The sequence below is a fragment of the Serinibacter arcticus genome (assembly GCF_004786095.1).
Lineage (GTDB): Bacteria > Actinomycetota > Actinomycetes > Actinomycetales > Beutenbergiaceae > Litorihabitans > Litorihabitans arcticus.
Map to the genome: position 1 here is coordinate 106,854 of NZ_RHPJ01000003.1, position 19,645 is coordinate 126,498.

Annotated in this window: 20 protein-coding genes, 1 tRNA gene and 1 riboswitch; of the genes, 13 read left to right on the forward strand and 8 right to left on the reverse strand. The window is 74.1% G+C overall.

The window, feature by feature from the left end; all coding sequences use genetic code 11:
• The first annotated feature begins 4 nt into the window (after nucleotides 1-4).
• Complete coding sequence (gene proB, locus SERN_RS09620; protein ID WP_408640872.1) at nucleotides 5-1,156, forward strand: glutamate 5-kinase; 1,152 nt, start codon at nucleotides 5-7, stop codon at nucleotides 1,154-1,156.
• A 50-nt stretch (nucleotides 1,157-1,206) separates the two neighbouring features.
• On the opposite strand, the gene SERN_RS09625 is transcribed toward proB, so the two are convergent.
• Both SERN_RS09625 and SERN_RS09630 read right to left on the reverse strand, forming a co-directional pair.
• A complete protein-coding gene (locus SERN_RS09625; RefSeq protein WP_233251601.1) occupies nucleotides 1,207-1,776 on the reverse strand; it encodes a flavin reductase family protein in 570 nt (189 codons plus the stop codon).
• 171 nt (nucleotides 1,777-1,947) lie between these two features.
• Nucleotides 1,948-3,636, reverse strand: a complete 1,689-nt coding sequence (locus tag SERN_RS09630; RefSeq protein ID WP_135849936.1) for an HNH endonuclease signature motif containing protein — start codon at nucleotides 3,634-3,636, stop codon at nucleotides 1,948-1,950.
• Nucleotides 3,637-3,836: 200 nt separating this feature from the next.
• Nucleotides 3,837-3,950, forward strand: a riboswitch (SAM riboswitch).
• Nucleotides 3,951-4,347: 397 nt separating this feature from the next.
• On the opposite strand from SERN_RS09630, the gene SERN_RS09635 reads away from it, so the two are divergent.
• The 8 genes from SERN_RS09635 to SERN_RS09665 all read left to right on the forward strand — a co-directional run bounded on the left by SERN_RS09635 (nucleotide 4,348) and on the right by SERN_RS09665 (nucleotide 9,925).
• Nucleotides 4,348-5,334: an LLM class oxidoreductase gene (locus SERN_RS09635; protein ID WP_135849937.1), complete on the forward strand. Its 987-nt coding sequence runs from the start codon at nucleotides 4,348-4,350 to the stop codon at nucleotides 5,332-5,334.
• Between the two features lie 16 nt (nucleotides 5,335-5,350).
• Nucleotides 5,351-6,679: a glutamate-5-semialdehyde dehydrogenase gene (locus SERN_RS09640; protein WP_135849938.1), complete on the forward strand. Its 1,329-nt coding sequence runs from the start codon at nucleotides 5,351-5,353 to the stop codon at nucleotides 6,677-6,679.
• Between the two features lie 81 nt (nucleotides 6,680-6,760).
• Nucleotides 6,761-6,910 (forward strand): hypothetical protein, encoded by a 150-nt coding sequence (locus tag SERN_RS15580; protein WP_199241580.1) that lies wholly within the window; start codon nucleotides 6,761-6,763, stop codon nucleotides 6,908-6,910.
• A 4-nt stretch (nucleotides 6,911-6,914) separates the two neighbouring features.
• Nucleotides 6,915-7,553, forward strand: a complete 639-nt coding sequence (nadD, locus tag SERN_RS09645) for a nicotinate-nucleotide adenylyltransferase (protein WP_269846136.1) — start codon at nucleotides 6,915-6,917, stop codon at nucleotides 7,551-7,553.
• Entirely contained in the window at nucleotides 7,550-8,650 is a 1,101-nt protein-coding gene (locus SERN_RS09650; RefSeq protein WP_135849939.1) for a hypothetical protein, read from the forward strand. Before nadD ends, SERN_RS09650 begins: the two co-directional genes overlap by 4 nt.
• A gap of 76 nt (nucleotides 8,651-8,726) precedes the next feature.
• Nucleotides 8,727-9,125 carry a ribosome silencing factor gene (rsfS, locus tag SERN_RS09655; RefSeq protein ID WP_135849940.1) on the forward strand — a complete coding sequence of 133 codons (399 nt, stop codon included), beginning with the start codon at nucleotides 8,727-8,729 and terminating at the stop codon, nucleotides 9,123-9,125.
• 2 nt (nucleotides 9,126-9,127) lie between these two features.
• A complete protein-coding gene (locus SERN_RS09660) occupies nucleotides 9,128-9,739 on the forward strand; it encodes a histidine phosphatase family protein (RefSeq protein ID WP_199241581.1) in 612 nt (203 codons plus the stop codon).
• Between the two features lie 113 nt (nucleotides 9,740-9,852).
• Nucleotides 9,853-9,925: transfer RNA gene (locus tag SERN_RS09665), tRNA-Ala, on the forward strand.
• Between the two features lie 75 nt (nucleotides 9,926-10,000).
• Here SERN_RS09665 and SERN_RS09670 read toward each other — a convergent pair.
• Nucleotides 10,001-10,345, reverse strand: coding sequence for an ArsR/SmtB family transcription factor (locus tag SERN_RS09670; protein ID WP_135849941.1), 345 nt, complete (start codon nucleotides 10,343-10,345; stop codon nucleotides 10,001-10,003).
• A gap of 77 nt (nucleotides 10,346-10,422) precedes the next feature.
• On the opposite strand from SERN_RS09670, the gene SERN_RS09675 reads away from it, so the two are divergent.
• Nucleotides 10,423-11,532 (forward strand): NADH:flavin oxidoreductase/NADH oxidase, encoded by a 1,110-nt coding sequence (locus tag SERN_RS09675; protein WP_135849942.1) that lies wholly within the window; start codon nucleotides 10,423-10,425, stop codon nucleotides 11,530-11,532.
• Between the two features lie 9 nt (nucleotides 11,533-11,541).
• Here the strand turns inward: SERN_RS09675 and SERN_RS09680 are convergent, their stop codons facing one another.
• On the reverse strand, nucleotides 11,542-11,739 hold the full coding sequence (locus tag SERN_RS09680; RefSeq protein WP_135849943.1) for a hypothetical protein: 198 nt from the start codon (nucleotides 11,737-11,739) through the stop codon (nucleotides 11,542-11,544).
• Nucleotides 11,740-11,843: 104 nt separating this feature from the next.
• Here SERN_RS09680 and SERN_RS09685 point away from each other — a divergent pair, with 104 nt between their 5' ends.
• Nucleotides 11,844-12,779, forward strand: coding sequence for a WXG100 family type VII secretion target (locus SERN_RS09685; protein WP_135849944.1), 936 nt, complete (start codon nucleotides 11,844-11,846; stop codon nucleotides 12,777-12,779).
• Nucleotides 12,780-12,804: 25 nt separating this feature from the next.
• Here SERN_RS09685 and SERN_RS09690 read toward each other — a convergent pair whose 3' ends face one another.
• Complete coding sequence (locus SERN_RS09690; protein WP_135849945.1) at nucleotides 12,805-14,766, reverse strand: penicillin-binding transpeptidase domain-containing protein; 1,962 nt, start codon at nucleotides 14,764-14,766, stop codon at nucleotides 12,805-12,807.
• 115 nt (nucleotides 14,767-14,881) lie between these two features.
• Here SERN_RS09690 and SERN_RS09695 point away from each other — a divergent pair, with 115 nt between their 5' ends.
• Both SERN_RS09695 and SERN_RS09700 read left to right on the forward strand, forming a co-directional pair.
• Nucleotides 14,882-15,946, forward strand: coding sequence for a zinc-dependent alcohol dehydrogenase family protein (locus SERN_RS09695; RefSeq protein WP_135849946.1), 1,065 nt, complete (start codon nucleotides 14,882-14,884; stop codon nucleotides 15,944-15,946).
• Between the two features lie 27 nt (nucleotides 15,947-15,973).
• Nucleotides 15,974-16,651: a GOLPH3/VPS74 family protein gene (locus SERN_RS09700; protein ID WP_135849947.1), complete on the forward strand. Its 678-nt coding sequence runs from the start codon at nucleotides 15,974-15,976 to the stop codon at nucleotides 16,649-16,651.
• Nucleotides 16,652-16,655: 4 nt separating this feature from the next.
• Here the strand turns inward: SERN_RS09700 and SERN_RS09705 are convergent, their stop codons facing one another.
• The 3 genes from SERN_RS09705 to SERN_RS09715 are packed head-to-tail and all read right to left on the reverse strand — an operon-like array spanning nucleotide 16,656 to nucleotide 19,617.
• Nucleotides 16,656-17,276 carry a DJ-1/PfpI family protein gene (locus SERN_RS09705; protein WP_135849948.1) on the reverse strand — a complete coding sequence of 207 codons (621 nt, stop codon included), beginning with the start codon at nucleotides 17,274-17,276 and terminating at the stop codon, nucleotides 16,656-16,658.
• A complete protein-coding gene (locus SERN_RS09710) occupies nucleotides 17,273-18,115 on the reverse strand; it encodes a purine-nucleoside phosphorylase (protein WP_135849949.1) in 843 nt (280 codons plus the stop codon). Before SERN_RS09710 ends, SERN_RS09705 begins: the two co-directional genes overlap by 4 nt.
• On the reverse strand, nucleotides 18,112-19,617 hold the full coding sequence (locus SERN_RS09715) for a purine-cytosine permease family protein (protein ID WP_199241582.1): 1,506 nt from the start codon (nucleotides 19,615-19,617) through the stop codon (nucleotides 18,112-18,114). Before SERN_RS09715 ends, SERN_RS09710 begins: the two co-directional genes overlap by 4 nt.
• Nucleotides 19,618-19,645 lie beyond the last annotated feature (28 nt).

The window sequence follows — 19,645 nt, forward strand, 5'->3', positions numbered from 1 at the left end:
GAGCGTGGACGACGGGGTGCGAGCGGCGGGCCAGACGCCGGGCCGCGGTGCGCTGACGGCGGCGCGACGCATCGTCGTCAAGATCGGTTCGTCCTCCCTCACGCGCGCCGACGGCGCCCTCGACCCGGCCGCCGTGACCGCGGTGGCGGACGCGCTCGCGTCCCGCCGCGGCGACGGCACCCAGGTGGTGCTCGTCTCCTCGGGGGCGATCGCCGCCGGCATCACGCCCCTCGGCCTCGCCTCGCGCCCGCGCGACCTGGCCACCCAGCAGGCCGCGGCCAGCGTGGGGCAGGGCCTCCTGGTGGCGCACTACACGCGCGCGTTCGCGACCCACGGGCTGACCGTCGCGCAGGTCCTGCTCACGGCCGAGGACGTCATCCGTCGCGGGCAGTACAAGAACGCGCAGCGCGCCCTGGAGCGTCTGCTCGCGCTCGGCATCGTGCCGGTCGTGAACGAGAACGACGCCGTGGCCACCGACGAGATCCGCTTCGGCGACAACGACCGGCTCGCCGCCCTGGTCGCGCACGTCGTCCAGGCCGACGCGCTCGTGCTGCTCACCGACGTCGACGGTCTCTACGACGGCCATCCCAAGCTTCCCGGTTCACGCCGCATCGCGCGGGTCACCTCGGCGGCCGACCTCGAGGGCGTGGTCGTCACCGGCCGCGGCAGCGGCGTCGGCACCGGCGGGATGACGACGAAGGTCGACGCCGCGGTGACCGCGACGGGGGCGGGCATCCCCACCCTGGTCGCGGGGGCGGCCGACGCCGGTCGCGCGCTCGGGGGCGAGGACGTGGGCACCTGGTTCGAGGCCACCCACCCGCGTCCCCGGACCCGTCGACTGTGGCTGGCGCACGCCGCGGCCACGCGTGGTCGCCTCGTGCTCGACGACGGCGCCGTCCGAGCCATCACGCACGGCAAGCGGTCGCTGCTCGCGGCGGGTGTCGTCGGCGTCGAGGGCGTCTTCGAGGCGGGCGACCCGGTCGAGCTCGCGGACTCCGACGGCGTCGTCGTCGCGCGCGGGCTCGTGGCGTACGCGAGCGAGGAGCTGCCGGAGCGGTTCGGCCTGACGACGCAGCAGCAGCGCGAGGAGTTCGGCGACGGTCGTGACCGCGCCGTCGTCCACCGCGACGACCTGGTGGTGGTGGCGCGGCGGTAGCCGCTCGGCCGCTCTCGCCTCGGCGGCCCGGCGGCCGGGTCAGCCTCGGCTCAGCCGACCTGCGACTGCTCGCCGGTGCGGTGGTAGGTGCGGTCGACGTAGACCAGTCGCGGCTGGTCGGCCTGGGCCGGCGTGGCGTCGTCGTGCACCTCGGTGACGTGGGCCGTCACGAGGAAGCTGGCACCCGCGGGGACCCGCTCGGCGATCTCCACGCGGGCCCACGAGGTCACCTCGGTCAGGCGCGGCTCGCCCGTGGGGAGCCACGTCAGCGGCACGTCGGAGAATCGGTCGATGCCGGGCGTCGCGAACCTGACGGACAGATCAGCCTGGTCGTGCGCGAGGAAGCTGACGACGGCGGAGCGTGCCTCGCGCAGCGCCGGCCACGACGACGAGATCGACGTGATCGAGAACGCCAGCACCGCGGGGGCGGCCGAGACGGAGATCACCGAGGTCGCCGTGAAGCCGACGGGGACGCCGTCCTCACCCGCGAGCGTCACGACGGCGACACCGGCGGGGTGCAGGCGGAACAGATCCTTGAAGGCTCGCGGATCGAGCGCCGTCGAGGGAGCGGCGTGGCTCGAGGTCAGGGGCGTCAGGGGGGCGTCGGGATGTGCAACCACCTCCCGACCGTACGTCGCCGGGGGAGCACCGGTGCCGTCCAGCCGAACCGTTCCACGATCTGAACACCTCGGACCCTTCGAACCGCTCGCCATCCGCCACCGACCACCGACTCCCGGTTGCCGGTCAACCATTGCTCGCCGGCAGCCGCCGACCGCAGCGATTCCACCGCCTCACCACAGCAGCGCCGGGCAGTCGGGAGGGAGGTCATCGTCGTCCGGCGGTTGTCGGCCCGCGTGCCGGACTCCTAAGGGCACGCGTCGGGATGTCGCCGCGTGCGTGACCGGCGCGACTGGTGTGACCGGCGCGAGCTGTGGGTCAGGTGGGCGAGCACCCGCAGGGCGTTCTCGCGGGCCGGATGCCCGAGGCGGACCGGCCCGGGGGACGAGCAGGTCGTCGTGCAGGCGGGTGGTCGTGCCGATCGTGCGACCGCCCGACTCGGCGAACGCGAAGCCGCCGCGCACCGCGAGGATCGTCACCCGCTGCTCGTGGACGCGGTGGTGGTGCGCCGAGCAGAGCGTGATGGCGTTCGTCAGATCCGTTCCACCCCCGTGGGACCAGTAGCGCAGGTGATGGATCTCGCACCACCACGCCCGCATGCGACACCCCGGCCACTGGCAGTGCCGGTCGCGCACGAGCGCAGCCCGACGCAGCGAGCCCGTGAAGGTGCGAGCGGTGCGACCGACGTCGAGCGGCTCACCCGCGGGGTCGAGCACGGTGCGCTGCAGCGTCGCGTCGCAGGCCAGCACCTCGAGGGCGCCGAACGGCACGAGCGTGCCGTCGATCAGCTGGGCGAGCGGGGGAGGAGCGAGGAGGGCGCCCTGCTCGAACGCCGCGCCGGTGAGGCCCTGGCGAGGGAGGTCGTCGTCCTCGGAGCCCGCGGCGGCTCCCGCACCGTGACCGAGCGCCCGCCGCCGGGCGAGAAGCGCCCAGGTGTCCTCGCGGAGAAGGACGTTCAGGTGTGGACGCAGCTGCGCACCCGCCCGATCGACCCCGACGCCCAGGGCTCTGCCGCACAGCGCCACCAGCGCGTCGGCGCTGCGCTGCTGACCGGACCGGTCGTCGTCCGCGGCCGGTACGGGTGTGACGGCCTCGAGAGCGGTGCGCACCGTCTCGCCCGCGATCGGGTCGAGGAAGCCTGAGATCTCGACGCCGTCGGCTCGCGTGACGAGTCGCAGATGGCGGCGGTGACGCGCCCCCGCGAACGAACGATCGGCCGCGTCGGCCTCGAGCTCGGCGGCTCGCCTGCGCAGGACGCGTCGCAGCTCGGGAACGTCGAGGTCGCGGGCGGCCTCGACGATCTCCTCGGCATGCTCGACCATGACCCCGCGGGCGCGTTCGCCCGTGCGGCCCATCACGTCGGCGACCGCCTGGGCGTGGTCGAGCGTCATCGTCCCGTCCTGCACCGCGGCGGACACCTCGGGCATGAGCGTCAGCGCGCGCCCGAGCTCGTCCTCCGCGAGCGCCCGGCCGCGTCCCTGACGGCTGCTCAGCCCGCGGCCGGCGACGAACTGCCGCTCGCGTTCGGGATCTCCCGCAGCCGCATCGGCCTTGACGGCACCGAGCAGCCGCGCCTGCACCAGACCCAGCAACGAGACGGCACGATCGACGATCGACAGGGCCGATCGGCGATCGTCCGCCGTGACGCCGGGGTCCGCCAGCCGATCGCCCAGGTCGCGGACCCGGTCCACGAGCGCTGCCGCCTCCGCCCCGAGATCGCCCCCACGCGGGACGAGCGCCAGGGGAGAGGGCGCGCCGCGGGCCGTCCCCCTCCCGTCGGCCTCGTGCGCCGCCGTCCCCCTCCCGTCGGGTCCGCCCGCCTGGGGGCGCAGGTCGAGCGCCACCGGTACCGCTCCTGCCATCGTCGCCACCCCCGGATCGGCTCTCCGTCGCCTTGATCAGTCGTCGAACTGATGTGACGAATCTATCTCTGACCACCGACATCGGGCGGGCGGGCAGGGCGGGACGCCGCGGCCGGGTACCCCGTCCGCAGACAGCTCCCGCGCCGGCACCACCACTCAGGTTGACACGGCAACCAAATTCGACGTAGCGTCCCGATCACGGTCTTGAGTACCAGCGCGACAGCCCCGGCTTGCTGGTCGGCAACCCTCCTCCTGCGGCGGGGTGCCCCGGGTGACGACCAGGCCCTGGCTACCTGCCGGAGCAAGCGCTCGTCCGCACCTCTGCGGAAATGACGAGGAAGAGTACCGATGGTTCCGGCTCAGCAGATCACCACCCTGCGACCCTCCACCACGTCCCTCATGTGTTGCGCGCCGGTGGCGCGCACGTGTATGCGCTGACGGCGGCCGGAAGAACCCCTCGCACACGCTCACCGCGTCCCTGCCGGATCTCCCCGCTGGTCCCCGACCAGCTCCTGCCGTCGTGCCCCGGCTCCGCTGCTCCCGCAGCTGAGCGACCCCGTCCCGCCGCACCCCCGGCCGCGTCGGAGACCCGTTGACCCACCCGCGACCCGGTCGCGAGGTCCACGGCTCCGCGCCCGGCCAGAGGCGAGTGCCCCGGACGGTCCTACACGTCACACGACCCCCGCGAGGCGGGGGAGAGGACCCACCACGATGTCTCAGCACCAGAACGCTCAGCCCCAGAACGCCAGCGGCACCCCCACCCTGACCCTCGGTCTCGACCTCACCACCCTCGGCGCCAAGGCCTCGTCCTTCCGCCGCCCCGACGCCAGCACGGGTGAGCGGGTCGAGCTCTCCGACGTCGCCGAGTACGTCGCCCTCGCCCGCGAGGCCGGCGTCGACCTCATCGCCTTCGGCGAGGCCTTCCGTCTCGACACGAACGCGCGGCACGACGCCTGGCTCGACCCGGCCGTCATCTCCTCGCGCCTCGCGGCGACGGGCGCCCTCGCCGACGGTCCGATCGTCGTCCCGGCCCTCCCCGCCGGGTTCCTGGACCCCGTCCGGCTCGCTCGCGCCGTCGCCGGCATCCACGCCCGTTCCGCCGGCCGCGCCGGCTGGCAGCTCCCCATCAGCGCGACGGCGGGCGGCGTCCACGCCGAGGTCCGCCGCGTCTGGGAGGCGACGCCGGACGCCCAGGTCGGCGGCCGCACCCCCCTGATCGTGACGGCGCCCCTCGAGGCGACCACCGCCGTCGTCGCCGGCCGCTACTCCGACGTCGTCCGCCTCCAGGTCTCCGACCTCGCGGAGGCGCACCGCCGTCGCGCCGCCATCCGGACCGCGGCCGAGCAGGCCGGCCGCAACCCCGACGACGTCCGCGTGGTCGTCGACGCCGTCACCGTGATCGCGCAGGACGCGCCGAGCGCGCTGTTCCGCGCCGACCTGCTGCGCGACCTCGGCACGCACGCCGACCACGACCAGCTCACGGTCGCCGGCACGGCGCGCGGCGTGGCCGACGTGTTCGAGGACTGGTTCACGCAGGGTGCCGTCGACGGGTTCGTCGTGCTCCCCGGATCGCTCCCCGCCGACGTGCACGCCCTGGCGCACGAGCTGGCGCCGGCGCTCGTCGAGCGGGGCCTCCTCGCCGGGGTGTCGTCCGGCGCGTCCACCACGTCGTCGACCGCCTCGCGCGCGCTGCGCTGAGCCCTACCCTGGGGGCATGTCGGTGATCGAGACCTCTGCCCCCGGCGGTAGCGCCGACGTCGCGCACGACGCCACGACGGACCCCGTCACCGAGGGCGTCCACGCCGCGGCACGTCGGGCCAAGGCCGCCTCGCGCGTCCTGGCCCGCGCCACCCGTGCCACCAAGGACGCCGCGTTGCACGCCATGGCCGACGCCCTCGTGGACCGGGCACCCGAGATGGTCGCGGCCAACGCCGTCGACGTCCGACGCGAGCGCGAGAACGGGATGAGTCCCGGCCTCCTGGACCGGCTCACGCTCACGCCCGACCGCCTGGCCTCGATCGGGCAGGCGCTGCGCGACGTCGCGGCCCTACCGGACCCCGTCGGTGAGGTGGTGCGCGGCAGCACGCTGCCGAACGGCCTGCGGGTGCGCCAGACGCGCGTGCCGCTCGGCGTCGTCGGCGTCATCTACGAGGCGCGTCCCAACGTGACGGTCGACGTCGTGGGGCTCGGCCTGAAGTCGGGCAACGCCGTCGTGCTGCGCGGGGGTTCGGCGGCCGCGGCGTCGAACACGGCCATCGTCGCGGTGCTCCAGGACGCCCTGGAGGCGCTCGGCCTGCCGCGCGACGCCATCGGGAGCATCGACGCCTACGGCCGACCCGGGGGAGTGGCGCTGATGCGCGCCCGCGGGCTGGTCGACGTCGTGGTCCCGCGCGGCGGCGCCGACCTCATCGCCACGGTCGTGCGCGAGTCCACCGTGCCGGTGATCGAGACGGGTGTGGGCAACTGCCACCTCTACGTCGACGCCGGAGCGGACGTCGCGCAGGCCGTCGCCATCCTCCTCAACGGCAAGACGCAGCGCGTCGGTGTCTGCAACGCCCTCGAGACGCTGCTGGTGCACGCCGACGCCGCCGAGGCGTTCCTGCCCGCGGCCCTCGCCGCGCTGACGGACGCGGGGGTGCGGCTGCACGCCGACGACGCCGCGACGCCGTACTCACCGGCGGGGGCCGACGTCGTGCCCGCCACCACGCAGGACTGGCGGACGGAGTACCTCAGCCTCGACATCGCCGTGAAGGTGGTGGCGGACATCGACGAGGCGCTCGAGCACATCCGGACGTACTCCTCGGGCCACACCGAGGTGATCTGCACGCCGAACCTGGCGGCCGCCCACCGCTTCAGCACCGAGCTGGACTCCGCGGCGATCATGGTCAACGCCTCGAGCCGCTTCACCGACGGCGGCGAGCTCGGCCTCGGTGCCGAGCTCGGGATCTCCACCCAGAAGCTGCACGCGCGCGGTCCGATGGGCCTCGCGGAGCTCACCACGACCACCTGGATCGTCCAGGGCGACGGGCACGTGCGTCCCTGACGTTCGAGGTGGCCTCGCACGCGCGACGTGCGAGACTTGGCGATGGTTCGGCACGATGCCGCGCGCGAGAGGATGAGATTGATGACGAGCTCACTGCTGGTTCTGGCCGAGGCGGCCGAAGAGGTCACCCGCCCCAACCCCTGGCTCTACGGCGGCATCGCCTTCGCCACCCTCATGCTCCTGCTCCTCGCGACCTACGCGTTCCGCAGCGTCGGCACGCGTCGCCGCTGAGGCGGTGTCGCTGCACTCACCGAGCGACGTCGTCCCCCGACGGCGCCGCACCGGGATCATGGGTGGCACGTTCGACCCCGTGCACCACGGCCACCTCGTGGCCGCGAGCGAGGCCGCGTCCGAGTTCGACCTCGACGAGGTCGTGTTCGTGCCCACCGGGACGCAGCCGTTCAAGGCCGCGAGCAGGGTCGCCCCGGCGGAGCACCGGTACCTGATGACCGTGATCGCGACGGCGTCCAACCCCGACTTCACGGTCTCGCGCGTGGACATCGACCGCGCCGGCACGACGTACACGATCGACACCCTGAACGACCTGGCGCAGCAGCGACCCGACGAGGACCTGTTCTTCATCACGGGCGCCGACGCGATGAACCAGATCCTGTCGTGGAAGGAGTCGAGCCGGCTGTTCGACCTCGCCCACTTCATCGGGGTGACGCGTCCCGGCCACGAGTTCGACGTCGGACACCTCCCCGACGAGCGCGTCTCGCTCCTCGAGGTCCCCGCCATGGCGATCTCCTCGACGGCGTGCCGCGAGCGCGTGCAGACCGGCCGACCGGTCTGGTACCTCGTGCCCGACGGCGTCGTGCAGTACATCAGCAAGCACCAGCTCTACCGACCCGAGAGCAAGGGAGGTGCCCGATGAGCACCGAGGACAGCAACCGCACGCTGGGTGAGCGGCGCCGCCGCCGACTCGAGGCCGCGCGTGCCGCCGAGACCGCGACGCCGACAACCGAGCCGACGACGGTGTCCGAGCCGTCCCCCTCCGACACCGCCGAGCTGACGGCCACCGGTCCGATCTCGGCGATCGACGGCGACGGCCCGCCCACCGCGGGCGGCACCCCGTCGCGGCGTCAGCTGCGCGAGGCGCGCCAGCGCGAGGAGGAGGCCCGCCGGGCCGCTGCCGGGGCCACCGCCGACGCCGAGGACGCGGCGCCCGAGATCGAGCCCGCGCCCGCCGCCCCCGTCAGGGTCGCCCGCGCCGATCGCACGGCGTCCCTGCCACCGGTCGCCCCCGCGCGTCCCGAGGCGCCCGCCGCCCCCGTCGAGGATCAGGCCGGCCCGACGCCGTCGGGCCGCACCCCGAACCGTCGTTCCATGCGTGACCGCAGGGTCGAGGGCCCGGCCGGCCCCGCCGGCCGGGGCGAGCGCGTCCCGGCGCAGCGACCCGTGGTCCGCACGCCGGCCGCCGCGCAGGGCATCCGCCGCGTCGACGAGACCGGCGCGCTGACCGGGGTGACGTCGACGCGCGCCACCGAGGACTCCCCGATCGAGGTCACGGGACCGATCGACTGGAGCTCCTCGCTCGAGGTCGCCTCCCCGGTCGAGCCCGAGCCCGCCGCCCCTGCGACGCCGACGGCGGCACCCGTGACACCCGAGCAGGTCGAGCCCGCACCGCCCGTCGTCCCGCCCCGCGCCTCGCTCGCGACGCCGCCCGCCGACGCCGTCACCCCCGCCCGCCGGTCCGTCCTGGCTGCCGGGCGCACCGCGCAGCCCGCGTGGGAGTCCGTGACCGGCGAGGGTCGCGGCGCCGCCGTGCCGCAGCCCGAGGAGTCCGAGGTGCCGGACGTGGAGGGCGTCTTCGACGTCGTCCCCGAGGAGCTCGAGGCCGAGGCGGCCGACGGCATCGACGTCGGGAGCGACGACGGCGCGCGGCCCCTGTGGGTGACGTGGGCCGGCTTCGTTCTCCTGGCGCTCGTCGGCGTGGGGATCGGTGTCGGCATCTACCTGGCCGTGACGTAGGTCGCAGCCACCGGGACCCGCGCGGCCAGCCCGTAGACTCGGGACGATTCTGTCGTCCCCTTCCTTGGAGTACCGCGTGCCCGCAACTGCCAACGCCGTCGAGCTGACCATCGTGGCGGCGCTCGCCGCTGCGGAGAAGAAGGCCGAGGAGATCATCGCGCTGGACGTGTCCGAGCGCCTCGTCCTGACCGACGCCTTCCTGGTCGCCTCCGGCACCAGCGAGCGTCAGGTCTCCGGCATCGTCGACGGCATCGAGGACGCTCTGCACGCCCGAGGCGTCAAGGCGATCCGCAAGGAGGGCGTCTCGCAGGGCCGCTGGGTGCTGCTCGACTACGGCGACCTCATCGTCCACGTGCAGCACTCCGAGGACCGCGAGTTCTACGCCCTCGAGCGCCTGTGGCGCGACTGCCCGGTCATCGAGCTCCCCGCGGAGGTCCGCGAGGCCCCGGAGGACTCGCGCGACTCCCAGGACTGAGGGTGAGCGCCGGAACCCTCGTCCTGCTGCGGCACGGTCAGACCGACTACAACGTCGCGATGCGGCTGCAGGGGCAGACCGACATCCCCCTGAACGAGACGGGCCGCGAGCAGGCCCGCCGCGCCGCCGAGGTGCTGGCCGGGATCGCCCCCGACGCCGTCGTGGCCTCCGACCTCTCGCGCGCGGCTGACACGGCGCGCGCCGTCGCCGGCCCGCTCGGCCTGGACGTCGTCACCGATCCGCGGCTGCGCGAGCGCGACTTCGGGCTGTGGGAGGGCCTGCACGGTGACGTGATCGCCGAGCGGTGGCCGCAGGACTACGCCGTCTGGCGCGGGGGAGGCCACCCCGAGAGCGTCGGCGCCGAGCGCCGCGGCCACGTCGGGGTGCGGTTCGCCGACGGCGTCGCCGACGCCGCGTCGCGGCTCGAGACGAGCCAGACGCTTCTGGTCGTCGCCCACGGTGCGTGCATCACGTCCGGCATCACGGCCCTGCTGGGGCTCGACGCCGACACCTGGAGCGGGCTGAGCGGACTGGGCAACTGCCACTGGTCCGTGCTGCAGGCCTCCGAGCGTGAACCGCGCTGGCGGCTGACGTCGCACAACGTCGCGGCCTGAGCCTCCTCGCAGAACGAGGCCCGGGAACGGCGTGATTCCGCCGATTTGGTCGAATCGCCCGGCGCTGCGTAAGATAGTCAAGCCCTGCGGGGCACGGGCTGGGAGACCAGCACGGGGCATTGGCGCAGTTGGTAGCGCGCTTCCATGGCATGGAAGAGGTCAGGGGTTCGAATCCCCTATGCTCCACAGAAATCGACTGGAAGGCCGTCCCTCGCGGGGCGGCCTTCCGGCGTTCTCAGGCGAATGCACGCGGACAGCGCCCTACCGGGCCGCGGACGCCCCGCCGTCGCTCCGCGCCCGGCGCTCGGCCTCGATCACCGAGCTCACCAGTCCCGGGAAGCGCGCCTCGACGTCGTCGGTCCGCAGCGCGTTCAGGATGGCCGTGCCCTCGTAGCGCTGCGTGATCAGGCCGGCCTCGCGCAGCACCCGGAAGTGGTGGGTCGAGGTGGACTTGCTCACCGGGAGCTCGAACGCGATGCACGCCTGGTCGTCGTGGCCGCGCGCGAGCTGCGCCAGGATCGTTCGCCTGACGGGGTCCGCCAGGGCTGCGAGCACCGCGTCGAGCGAGACGTCGGCCGCAGCGGGGTGTGTCAGCTCACGTGCCATCTCGCCAGCCTAGCGTTGTACGATCGGCACCGTTGTACGACGCACGTCGTACGAGCCTCGACCCCAGGAGCCCCGCCGTGCCCTCCCTGTTCGACCCGATCCAGCTGCGCGACCTCGAGATCGACAACCGCGTCTGGATGTCGCCGATGTGCACGTACTCGGCCGACCCAAGCGCCGAGCTCGCCGGCCGCCCCACCGACTTCCACGTCGCGCACTACGCAGCGCGGGCGGCCGGGGGAGTCGGGCTCGCCATCGTCGAGGCGACGGCGGTCGTGCCCGAGGGACGCATCACGCCATACGACCTCGGGCTGTGGAGCGAGGACCGGGTGGCCGACTTCGCCCGCGTCGCTGCGGCGCTGAGGGCGAGCGGCGCCGTCCCCGGCATCCAGATCGCGCACGCCGGTCGCAAGGCCTCCACCGACCGCCCGTGGGCGGGCGGCGGACCGGTCGCCACGACCGGCGAGAACGGCGAGGAGACGCACGGGTGGACGCCCGTCGGCCCCAGCGCCGCGGCGTTCCCCGGCCTGAAGGACCCCAGCGAGCTGAGCGCGGACGACATCGCGGGCGTGGTGGAGGCGTTCGCCGCGACGGCGCGCCGCGCGGACGAGGCGGGCTTCGACGTCGTGGAGATCCACGCCGCGCACGGCTACCTGCTGCACTCCTTCCTGTCCCCGCTGTCCAACCACCGCACCGACTCCTACGGCGGCAGCCTCGAGAACCGGGCGCGTCTGACGCTCGAGGTCGTCGACGCCGTGCGCGCCGTCTGGCCGGTCGGCAAGCCGGTCCTGCTGCGTGTGTCCACGACCGACTGGGTCGAGGAGAACGACGGCGACGACCGCGACTCGTGGACCGTGGCGCAGACCGTGCAGCTCGCCCGCTGGGCAGCGCAGCGCGGCGTCGACCTCGTGGACGCGTCCTCCGGTGGCAACGACGTCGTGGACATCCCGCGCACGCCGGACTACCAGGTCAGCCGAGCCGCCGTCGTGCGCGCGGAGTCGGGCGTCCCGGTCGGCGCCGTGGGCCGGGTGGACACGCCCGAGCGGGCGCAGGAGCTGGTGCGCAGCGGTCAGGCCGACGCCGTGCTGCTGGGCCGCCCGCTGCTGCGTGACCCGTCCTGGGCGAACGACGCCGCGCTCGAGCTCGGCGCGAGCCCGCGGTTCCTCGAGCAGTACGCCTACGTGCTCTGAGCGGTACGGCTACCGCTTCGTGACGACGTAGGAGGACCCGTCGGGGCGCTGGACGCGCTCGAGCGTCTCGTGCAGCTGCGTCTCGCGGGCCTCGTCCGCCTCGGTCACCGGGGTGACGGCGTCGTGCGGGCGCAGCTGCGCCGGACCGAAGATCCGCAGCGCGAACCGGTAGGTCCCGCTCTCACCGTTCCATCGTCGCTTGGCCACGGTGCGACTCTAGGCGGTCGGTCGGCCCGAGGGTCGCGCGCTGCCGGAACGTTCCGGCAGCGCCGGTCTGGCGCACCGCGACACCGGGGGCGCACGATCCCTGCATGACGACCTTCAGCGGTGCCGACGTCCAACTCCTGAGCGACCTCGCCGAGGCGATGCTCGGCGGTGCCGGACAGATCGGCGACGTCCGCACCCGGCTCGACCGCGCGGTCCCGGCACTCGCGTGGAGCGGGCGCGACCAGCAGCGGTTCGCGCAGGAGTGGTCGACGACGTTCGGGCCCGCCCTCCTCACCGTGACCGGTGCCCTGGAGACGGCCGCGCAGGAGGCGCGGTCGAACGCGCAGGACCAGGAGCGAGCGTCGTCGGGCGGTCCGGGGGCGGCAGCCGCAGCGGCGGCCGGTGCCGGCGCGACCGCAGCACCCGGCACCGCAGCACCCGCCGCCCCCCAGGACCGTTACGGCCACCCGACCGGGGACCTCTCGGCCCGCTACGAGTCGCGCGGCGACGTCGCGACAGTCTCGACGGGCGTCGGGGACCCCGGCGGCGTCTCCTACGGCACCTACCAGCTCGCGACGACCAGGGGCGTGCCGCAGGAGTTCGTCACGTGGGCCCGCGAGCACTACCCGGCCGCGCACGACCGGCTGACCGGCCTCACGCCGGGCACCCCGGCGTTCGGGACCGCGTGGCGCGAGCTCGCCACGGCCGATGCCGCCGGCTTCGGTCAGGCGCAGCACGAGTTCATCACCGAGCACCACTTCCGGCCCGGCGTCGACCGGATCACGAGCCGGGTGCCCGGGTTCACGCTGGAGGGGCGTGACCCCGTGGTCGCCGACGTCGTGTGGTCCTCCTCGGTGCAGCACGGTCCCGCCGGCGCCGGGCGGATCTTCGCCGAGGGGACGGCCGGGCGCGACGTCGCCACGATGAGCGACGCCGACCTCGTCCGGGCCGTCTACGCCGAGCGCGAGCGGCGCTTCCCCCGCCTCGCCCCGCGCTTCCGCGCCGAGCAGGCCGACGCGCTGCACGGCCTGGGGGACTAGCGGGACCGGTGACCGGCGCGCGGCCTCACGCGCCCGTCGCGGCGAACGTGAGCACGTCGGCGATGATCGGACCCGCCGTCGCCGTCCCGTAGTCACCCACCTCCACCAGCACGGCGACGGCCAGATCGCCCTGGAACGCGATCATCCACGCGTGGGTCTGGGGCGGGTCCTCCGTCCCGAACTGCGCCGTCCCGGACTTCGCCCCGACGGGGTCGCCGGGCACGGACTGCAGGAAGGTGGACGAGCCGGTCCGGACGACGCCGAACATCAGCTCCTGCAGCGTCTGCGCCTCCTCGGTGGTGAGGGGAACGGCCGGCGCCACGGGCACCGGCGGCTCGGCGACCTCCACGAGCGTGGGGACCACGGTCCGCCCGGCGGCCACCGACGCCGCGACGCCCGCCATCGCGAGCGGGGAGGCGAGCACCTCGCCCTGCCCGATGAGGTCGGCCGCGTGGGTGGTGCCCGTGGCGTCCGTCGGCACGGTGCCCGAGAAGTAGGGGAAGGTCCACGCCTCGCCCTCGGGCAGGGCAGCGCCGATCCCGAGGCTGGCGGCGGCGTCGGCGACGTCCGCCGACGTGATGCTGGCGCTCTGCGCGATCAGGGCCGTGTTGCACGACTGGGCGATGGCCTCGCGCAGCGGGATCGTTCCGACCGACGTCTCCGGGTAGCCGGGGAAGTTCTGGAACTCGCGGCCGTCGACGGTCACGGTGGGCGTGCACTCGACCGGTGAGTCGGGGGTCAGCCCCGAGCGGATCAACGCGAGCGCGGTGGCGACCTTGAACGTCGAGCCCGGCGCGTACTGGCCCACGGTGGCGGTGCTCAGACCGGAGCTGCCCGGACCGCTCGCGGCCGCGAGCACGGCACCGGTCGACGGCTGGATCGCGACGACGGCGCTCGCCGAGGTCACGTCGGCGAGCCGCTGCTCGGCGTAGATCTGGAGGTCCACGTCGAGCGTGGTGCTCAGGTCAGCACCCTCGACGGCGTCGCTCCCGCCCAGGAGGACGTCGCCCGCCGGGTCGGTCAGCACGATCTGGGTCGCGGGCGTCCCGCGCAGGTCCGCGTCGTAGGTGCGCTGCAGGCCCGAGGTCCCGACGACGTCGCCCGCCACGACCTGCCCCTGCGAGGCGTCGACGATCTCAGCGGTCGCCTCGCCGACGCCGCCGAGGATGGCGCGCGCGAAGGTCGACGTGGGTGCGAGAGGAATCGTGTCCTCCTGGAGCAGGACACCCTCCATCGCGCGCAGCGCCTGCGTGTCGTAGCTCCCCTCGTCGCCCTGACGGATCGTGAGAGCCACGGGGAAGGCGGCGGCGCCGGCGCCCAGCACGCGCTGCACGTAGCCGGCCTGGTCGTCGAGCTCGAGGGCCGCGGCGAGCGCCTCCGCGGCGGGCTGCCACCGGTCCTCGGTCAGGTTGGCCTTGTCTATCCCGACGCGGAAGACGGGCCGGTCGATGACGATCGGCGCGCCGTCGCGACCGTTCACGTCACCGCGCGCCGCCTGGGTGCGCCGCACGGTGACGACCGACTCCGCCGTCGCCTCGGGGTGGACGAGCGTCGGGCTCCACACGGTGGTCCACGCGGCCGGGTCCTCGCCGTCGCCGTCGGGATCGGTGAGCGTCAGCGTCGCGGACGTCGTCGTCTCGAGCGGGTCCACGCCCTCGCCCAGGTCGATCGACCACGTCAGCTCGACGGTCCGCACCTCCGGCGCGTCCTCGCCGTCGCCGTCATCCTCGGCCGGCTCCACCACGGTCGCCGTCACCTCGCGCGGGAACGCGGCGAGATCCCCGAGGATCGAGGCGAGCTGCTCGTCCGCGACGTCGGGCGCGTCGAGCGGGGCGGCGTCGAACGTGCCGTCCTCGAGGTCGGTCGCCAGCGCGTCGGCCGCGGGCCGAGGATCGGGGTCCTCGGGCTCCGGGGTGCACCCGACCAGGGTGACCGCGAGGGCGAGGGCGAGCGTGAATGAGGTGGTGAGGCGTCGTCCGTGGCGCATGGGCCAACCCTAGGCAGACGCACCGACACGGGAGGTCCCTCCCGGCCGGGGGGCGGGCGACCTTCACCCGATCGGCACAGTGCCGTTCCGGGACGGGCGGTCGTAGGCTCGAACCATGCGCGCCACCCTCATCCACGCCCCCGGTGACATCCGTCTCGAGACGGTGCCCGACCCCGTCCTGTCCACGGGCGGCGACGCCGTCGTCCGCGTCACGGCGAGCTGCGTCTGCGGCTCCGACCTGTGGCCCTACCGCGGCGTGACGGAGACCAAGCACGCGCACCGCATCGGCCACGAGTTCATCGGCGTCGTCGAGGCCGTCGGCGACGACGTCACGACGCTGGCCGTCGGCGACTTCGTCATCGCGCCGTTCTACGTCTGCTGCGGCGAGTGCGCGAACTGCCGCAACGGGATCACCACCTCCTGCCTGAACGGCGGCTGGTGGGGCTCGAAGGTGCGTGAGCTCGGGTTCGCCGACGGTGCGCAGGGCGAGCTCGTCCGCGTCCCGCTCGCCGACGGCACGCTCGTCAACGTCTCGACGGCGATCGGGGGCGGCCAGCCCGACCCGGCGCTGATCCCGAGCCTGCTGACGCTCGCCGACGTGATGGGTACCGGCCACCACGCTGCCGTCTCGGCCGCGGTTCGCGAGGGATCCACGGTCGCGGTCGTCGGCGACGGTGCCGTCGGGCTGTGCGGCATCCTGGCCGCGAAGCGCCTCGGCGCGGCCCGCATCATCGCGATGTCGCGCCACGAGACGCGGCAGGCCATCGCTCGCGAGTTCGGCGCGACGGACGTCGTCGACCAGCGTGGCGACGACGGCGTCGAGGCCGTCCGCGCGCTGACGGGCGGCATCGGCGCCGACGCCGTCCTGGAGTGCGTCGGCACCAAGGAGTCGATGGACCAGGCGCTGCGCTCGGCACGTCCAGGCGGGCGCGTCGGCTTCGTCGGCGTTCCCAACGGCGGTCCGGAGCTGCCGATCCGCACGATGTTCGGCACCAACGTCGGCGTCGTCGGGGGCGTGGCGCCCGTGCGCGGGTACATCCCCGAGCTGCTGGCCGACGTGCTCAGCGGCGCGATAGACCCCGGCCGGGTGTTCGACCTCGAACTGCCTCTCGCCGACGTCGCGGAGGCCTACGCCGCCATGGACGAGCGCCGTGCGACGAAGGTGCTGCTGCGCCCCTGAGTCGGGCCGGATGGTTACCCTGACGCGATGACCATGCTCATCGTGGAGGACGTCGCGCTGCTCCTGCTGGACGACCGGAGCGGGAGGTTCGCCGGGTCGAGCGCCCTCACGCCCGTTCTGGGCGGCGCGGTGCTGGTCGAGCTGGCGCTCGCGGAGCACGTGTGGATCGAGCCGAAGTCCGGTTTCTGGCACACCGCGAAGGTCCATGTCGTCCCCGGCACCCCGGCGCCCGTCGACCCGCTGCTGCTCGGGGCGCTCGGCGTCGTCGCCGAGAGGCCTCGGGGTCCGCAGGACCTCGTCGGCCGACTCGGCAAGAACCTCCGCGACCACGTCGTGGAGCGTCTCGCCCAGCGCGGGCTGGTGCGGCGCGAGGACGCCACCGTGATGGGCCTCTTCCCGACCACCCGGTGGCCGGCGCAGGACGTTCGCCACGAGCAGGAGCTGCGCGGCGGGATCGAGCTCGTCCTCGGCCACGGCGCCGCCCCCGACCCCCGGACAGGCGCCGTCGTCGCGCTGCTGTCCGCCGCCGACCAGGCGCACCGCGTGCTGACGGTGCCGGGCGTGCCGCCCCGCGAGGTGAAGGCACGAGCGAGGGCCGTGGGCGAGGGGGACTGGGCGGCCAAGGCCGTGCGTGACGCGATCGCCGCGATGAACGCCGCAGTGATCGCCGGCATCACGGCCGCGACGGCAGCCGGCACGTCCTGATCGTTCAGCGCCGCCAGGCGTAGTCCATCTGGTGCGCGGTCGCCTCGGCGTGCGCCGTCGTCGACAGCGTCGCCACGAGGTGGAGGCTGAGGTCGAGACCCGCCGAGATGCCGGCGGAGGTGTAGAGGCCGTCGCCCCCGACCCACCGCGCCCGGTCGGTCACGCGGAGGGCGGGGAACCGCTGCGCCAGCTCGGCCTGGTCCTCCCAGTGCGTCGTGACCTCCTGGTCGGTGAGGACGCCGGCCACGGCCAGCAGGAACGCGCCCGTGCAGACCGAGGCGAGCGTCGGCGTCGTCCGCCGCTGCGCGATCCAGGCGATGACGTCCGCATCGGTCTCGACGGCGGTCGTGACGCCGCCGGGCACGATCAGGAGATCCAGCTCGGGGGCGTCGGACAGGGTGTGGTCGGCGGTGAGGACCAGCCCGCCGCGGGCGCGCACGCGCGTGGTGGTGCGGGAGGCCGCGATGAGCACCACCGTGAACGTGGCCGTCGCCGAGCCCGTGGCCGCGACGCGCGGCCGGGCCGCGACCGAGAAGACCTCGAACGGTCCGCACGCGTCCAGCACCTCGACCTCGTCGAAGACCAGGATGCCGACGGCGAGCGGGCGGGCGGGCGGTGAGGTCACGGGGTCTCCAGCATCAGTCGGACGGCGCGCGAGAGGGTCCCGCGCGCCCGCGCGGCGGCAGCGAGCACGGACTGCGCGTTCGTGGGCGTCGTCGCGAACGACAGGTCGGACACGACGCTCAGGCCACCCACCCGCAGGCCCAGGGCCGCGGCGGTGAGGGCCTCGTGCACGGTCGACATCCCGACGACGTCAGCGCCCTGAGCCGCCAGCATCCGGCTCTCGGCCACGCTCTGGTACTCCGGCCCGCGCACCCCGGCGTACACGCCGCGCCTGTTCGTCACGGTGGCGGCCGCCCCCGTGAGCGCGAAGTCCCAGACCCCGCGCGGGTCCAGGAACACGCCGCCGTCGAACGGCGAGGAACCCGTGAGGTTGAGGTGGTCGTCGATCGCGACGACGTCGCCCAGCGCCCAGTCGCTCAGGCAGCCGTTCGCGTTGGTCAGGACGGCGCGCGTGACGCCCGCCGCGGCGGCGATGCGCACGAGCGTGGTGACGGGACGACGCCCGAGCCCCTCGTACAGGTGCGTCCTTCCGAGGGCGACCAGGACGCGCAGCGGGGCACCACCGCCGTAGCCGTCGCCCTCGCCCTCGCCAAAGTTCTCGAGCACGACGCTGCGCAGCTCGTCGCGGTGACCGTCCGCGCTCGGCGCGAGCGCACCGGGCAGCTCCGAGAGCCGGAGCGTCGCACCCGCCGTCCCGAGGGCGTCGGCCACCTCGGCGAGTCCCGAACCCAGCACGAGCAGGGCGTCGTGCCGCTCGTGACCGGTGACGGACGCGAGGTGGGAGGCGGCGGCGCGGTCGTCGTCGTCGAGCAGGTGGTCGCGGAAGTCCTCCGGGCTCATCGGACGTCGCCGACGGGGACGTCCGCCCCGGCGTCGCCCGCCCCTGACCCCAGCAGCGACCCGCGGCGCTCCTGCTCGGCCACGCGCCCGCGGCACAGCAGCAGGTAGCCGACGAACCCGATCACGAGCGCGAACAGCACACCAAGGTTCGCGTACGCCCAGTCGCCGTCCCGGCCGCCCACCAGGCCGAGCAGGTAGCCCTGCCACGACAGCCAGCTCGCCGAGGTGTTCATCACGAACCCGAAGCCGACGACGGCGGCCAGCGCGAGCACTCCCAGGGCCGCCGGGTTCGCCGAACCGTAGACGCCGCGTGCGCTGAACAGGTCCGCCTCGGCGTAGTCGCGGCGGCGCAGCAGGATGTCGGCCAGGATGATGCCCGCCCACCCGGCGATGACGACGCCGAGCGTGGTGAGGAAGCCGGTGAACGGACCGAGGAAGTCGGCCGAGAGGAAGACCACGGCGATCGCGCCGAGCGTCATGATCGTGCCGTCGATCGCCGTCGCGACGGGACGGGTGACGGGCAGGCCGGTCGCCAGCAGCGACAGCCCGGAGGAGTAGATGTCCATCGTGATGCCGCCGATGAGGCCGAGGATCGCCACGACGGCGAACGGCACGAGGAACCAGGTCGGCAGGACCGTCGTCAGCGCGCCGATGGGGTCGGCGCCGATCGCGTCGGTCAGCGTCGGGTCGGACCCCACGAGCAGGAGTCCGAAGACCACCAGGAGGATCACCGGCAGGGCGGAACCGAACGTCGTCCACCCGACGACGCCGCGCGTGCTCGCCGAGCGAGGCAGGTACCGGGAGTAGTCGGCTGCGGCGTTCACCCAGCCGAGCCCGAAGCCGGTCGTGATCATCACGAGGGCACCGATCACGGCCGCCGTCGATCCGGCCGGCATCGCGAGCACGGCGGTCATGTCGATGCGCGGCACCACGAGGGCCAGGTAGACCACGGTCAGCGCGCCGGTGATCCAGGTGATCCACGTCGTCGCCCGCATCAGGGTGTCGAAGCCGAGCACGCCCGCGCCGCCGGCGATGAGCACGACCGCGATCAGCGCGACAACCTGCGCCAGGGTGTGGTCGGTGAAGCCCAGCGCGCCCATCACGGTCGCGGCCGCGAGCGTCGCGAGGACGCACAGGAACGTCTCCCAGCCGACCGTGAGGATCCACGAGATCGCGGCCGAGATCCGGTTGCCGTGGTAGCCGAACGCCGCCCGCGAGAGCACCAGCGTCGGGGCGGAGCCGCGCTTGCCGGCGATCGCGATGAGACCGCACAGACCGAAGCTCGCGACCACGCCGATGACGGACGCGATCACGGCCTGCACGAAGGAGATCCCGAAGCCGAGCACGAAGGCGCCCCACGAGATGCCGAACACCGAGATGTTCGCCGCGAACCACGGCATGAACAGGTCGGCGGGCCGGCCCTTGCGCTTCTCCTCCGGGATGACGTCCGTCCCGGCCATCTCGACCGTGGCCGTGCGGGTGGTGGCGCCCGACTCACTCATGCCGACTCACTCATCTCGTGCCCCTCGT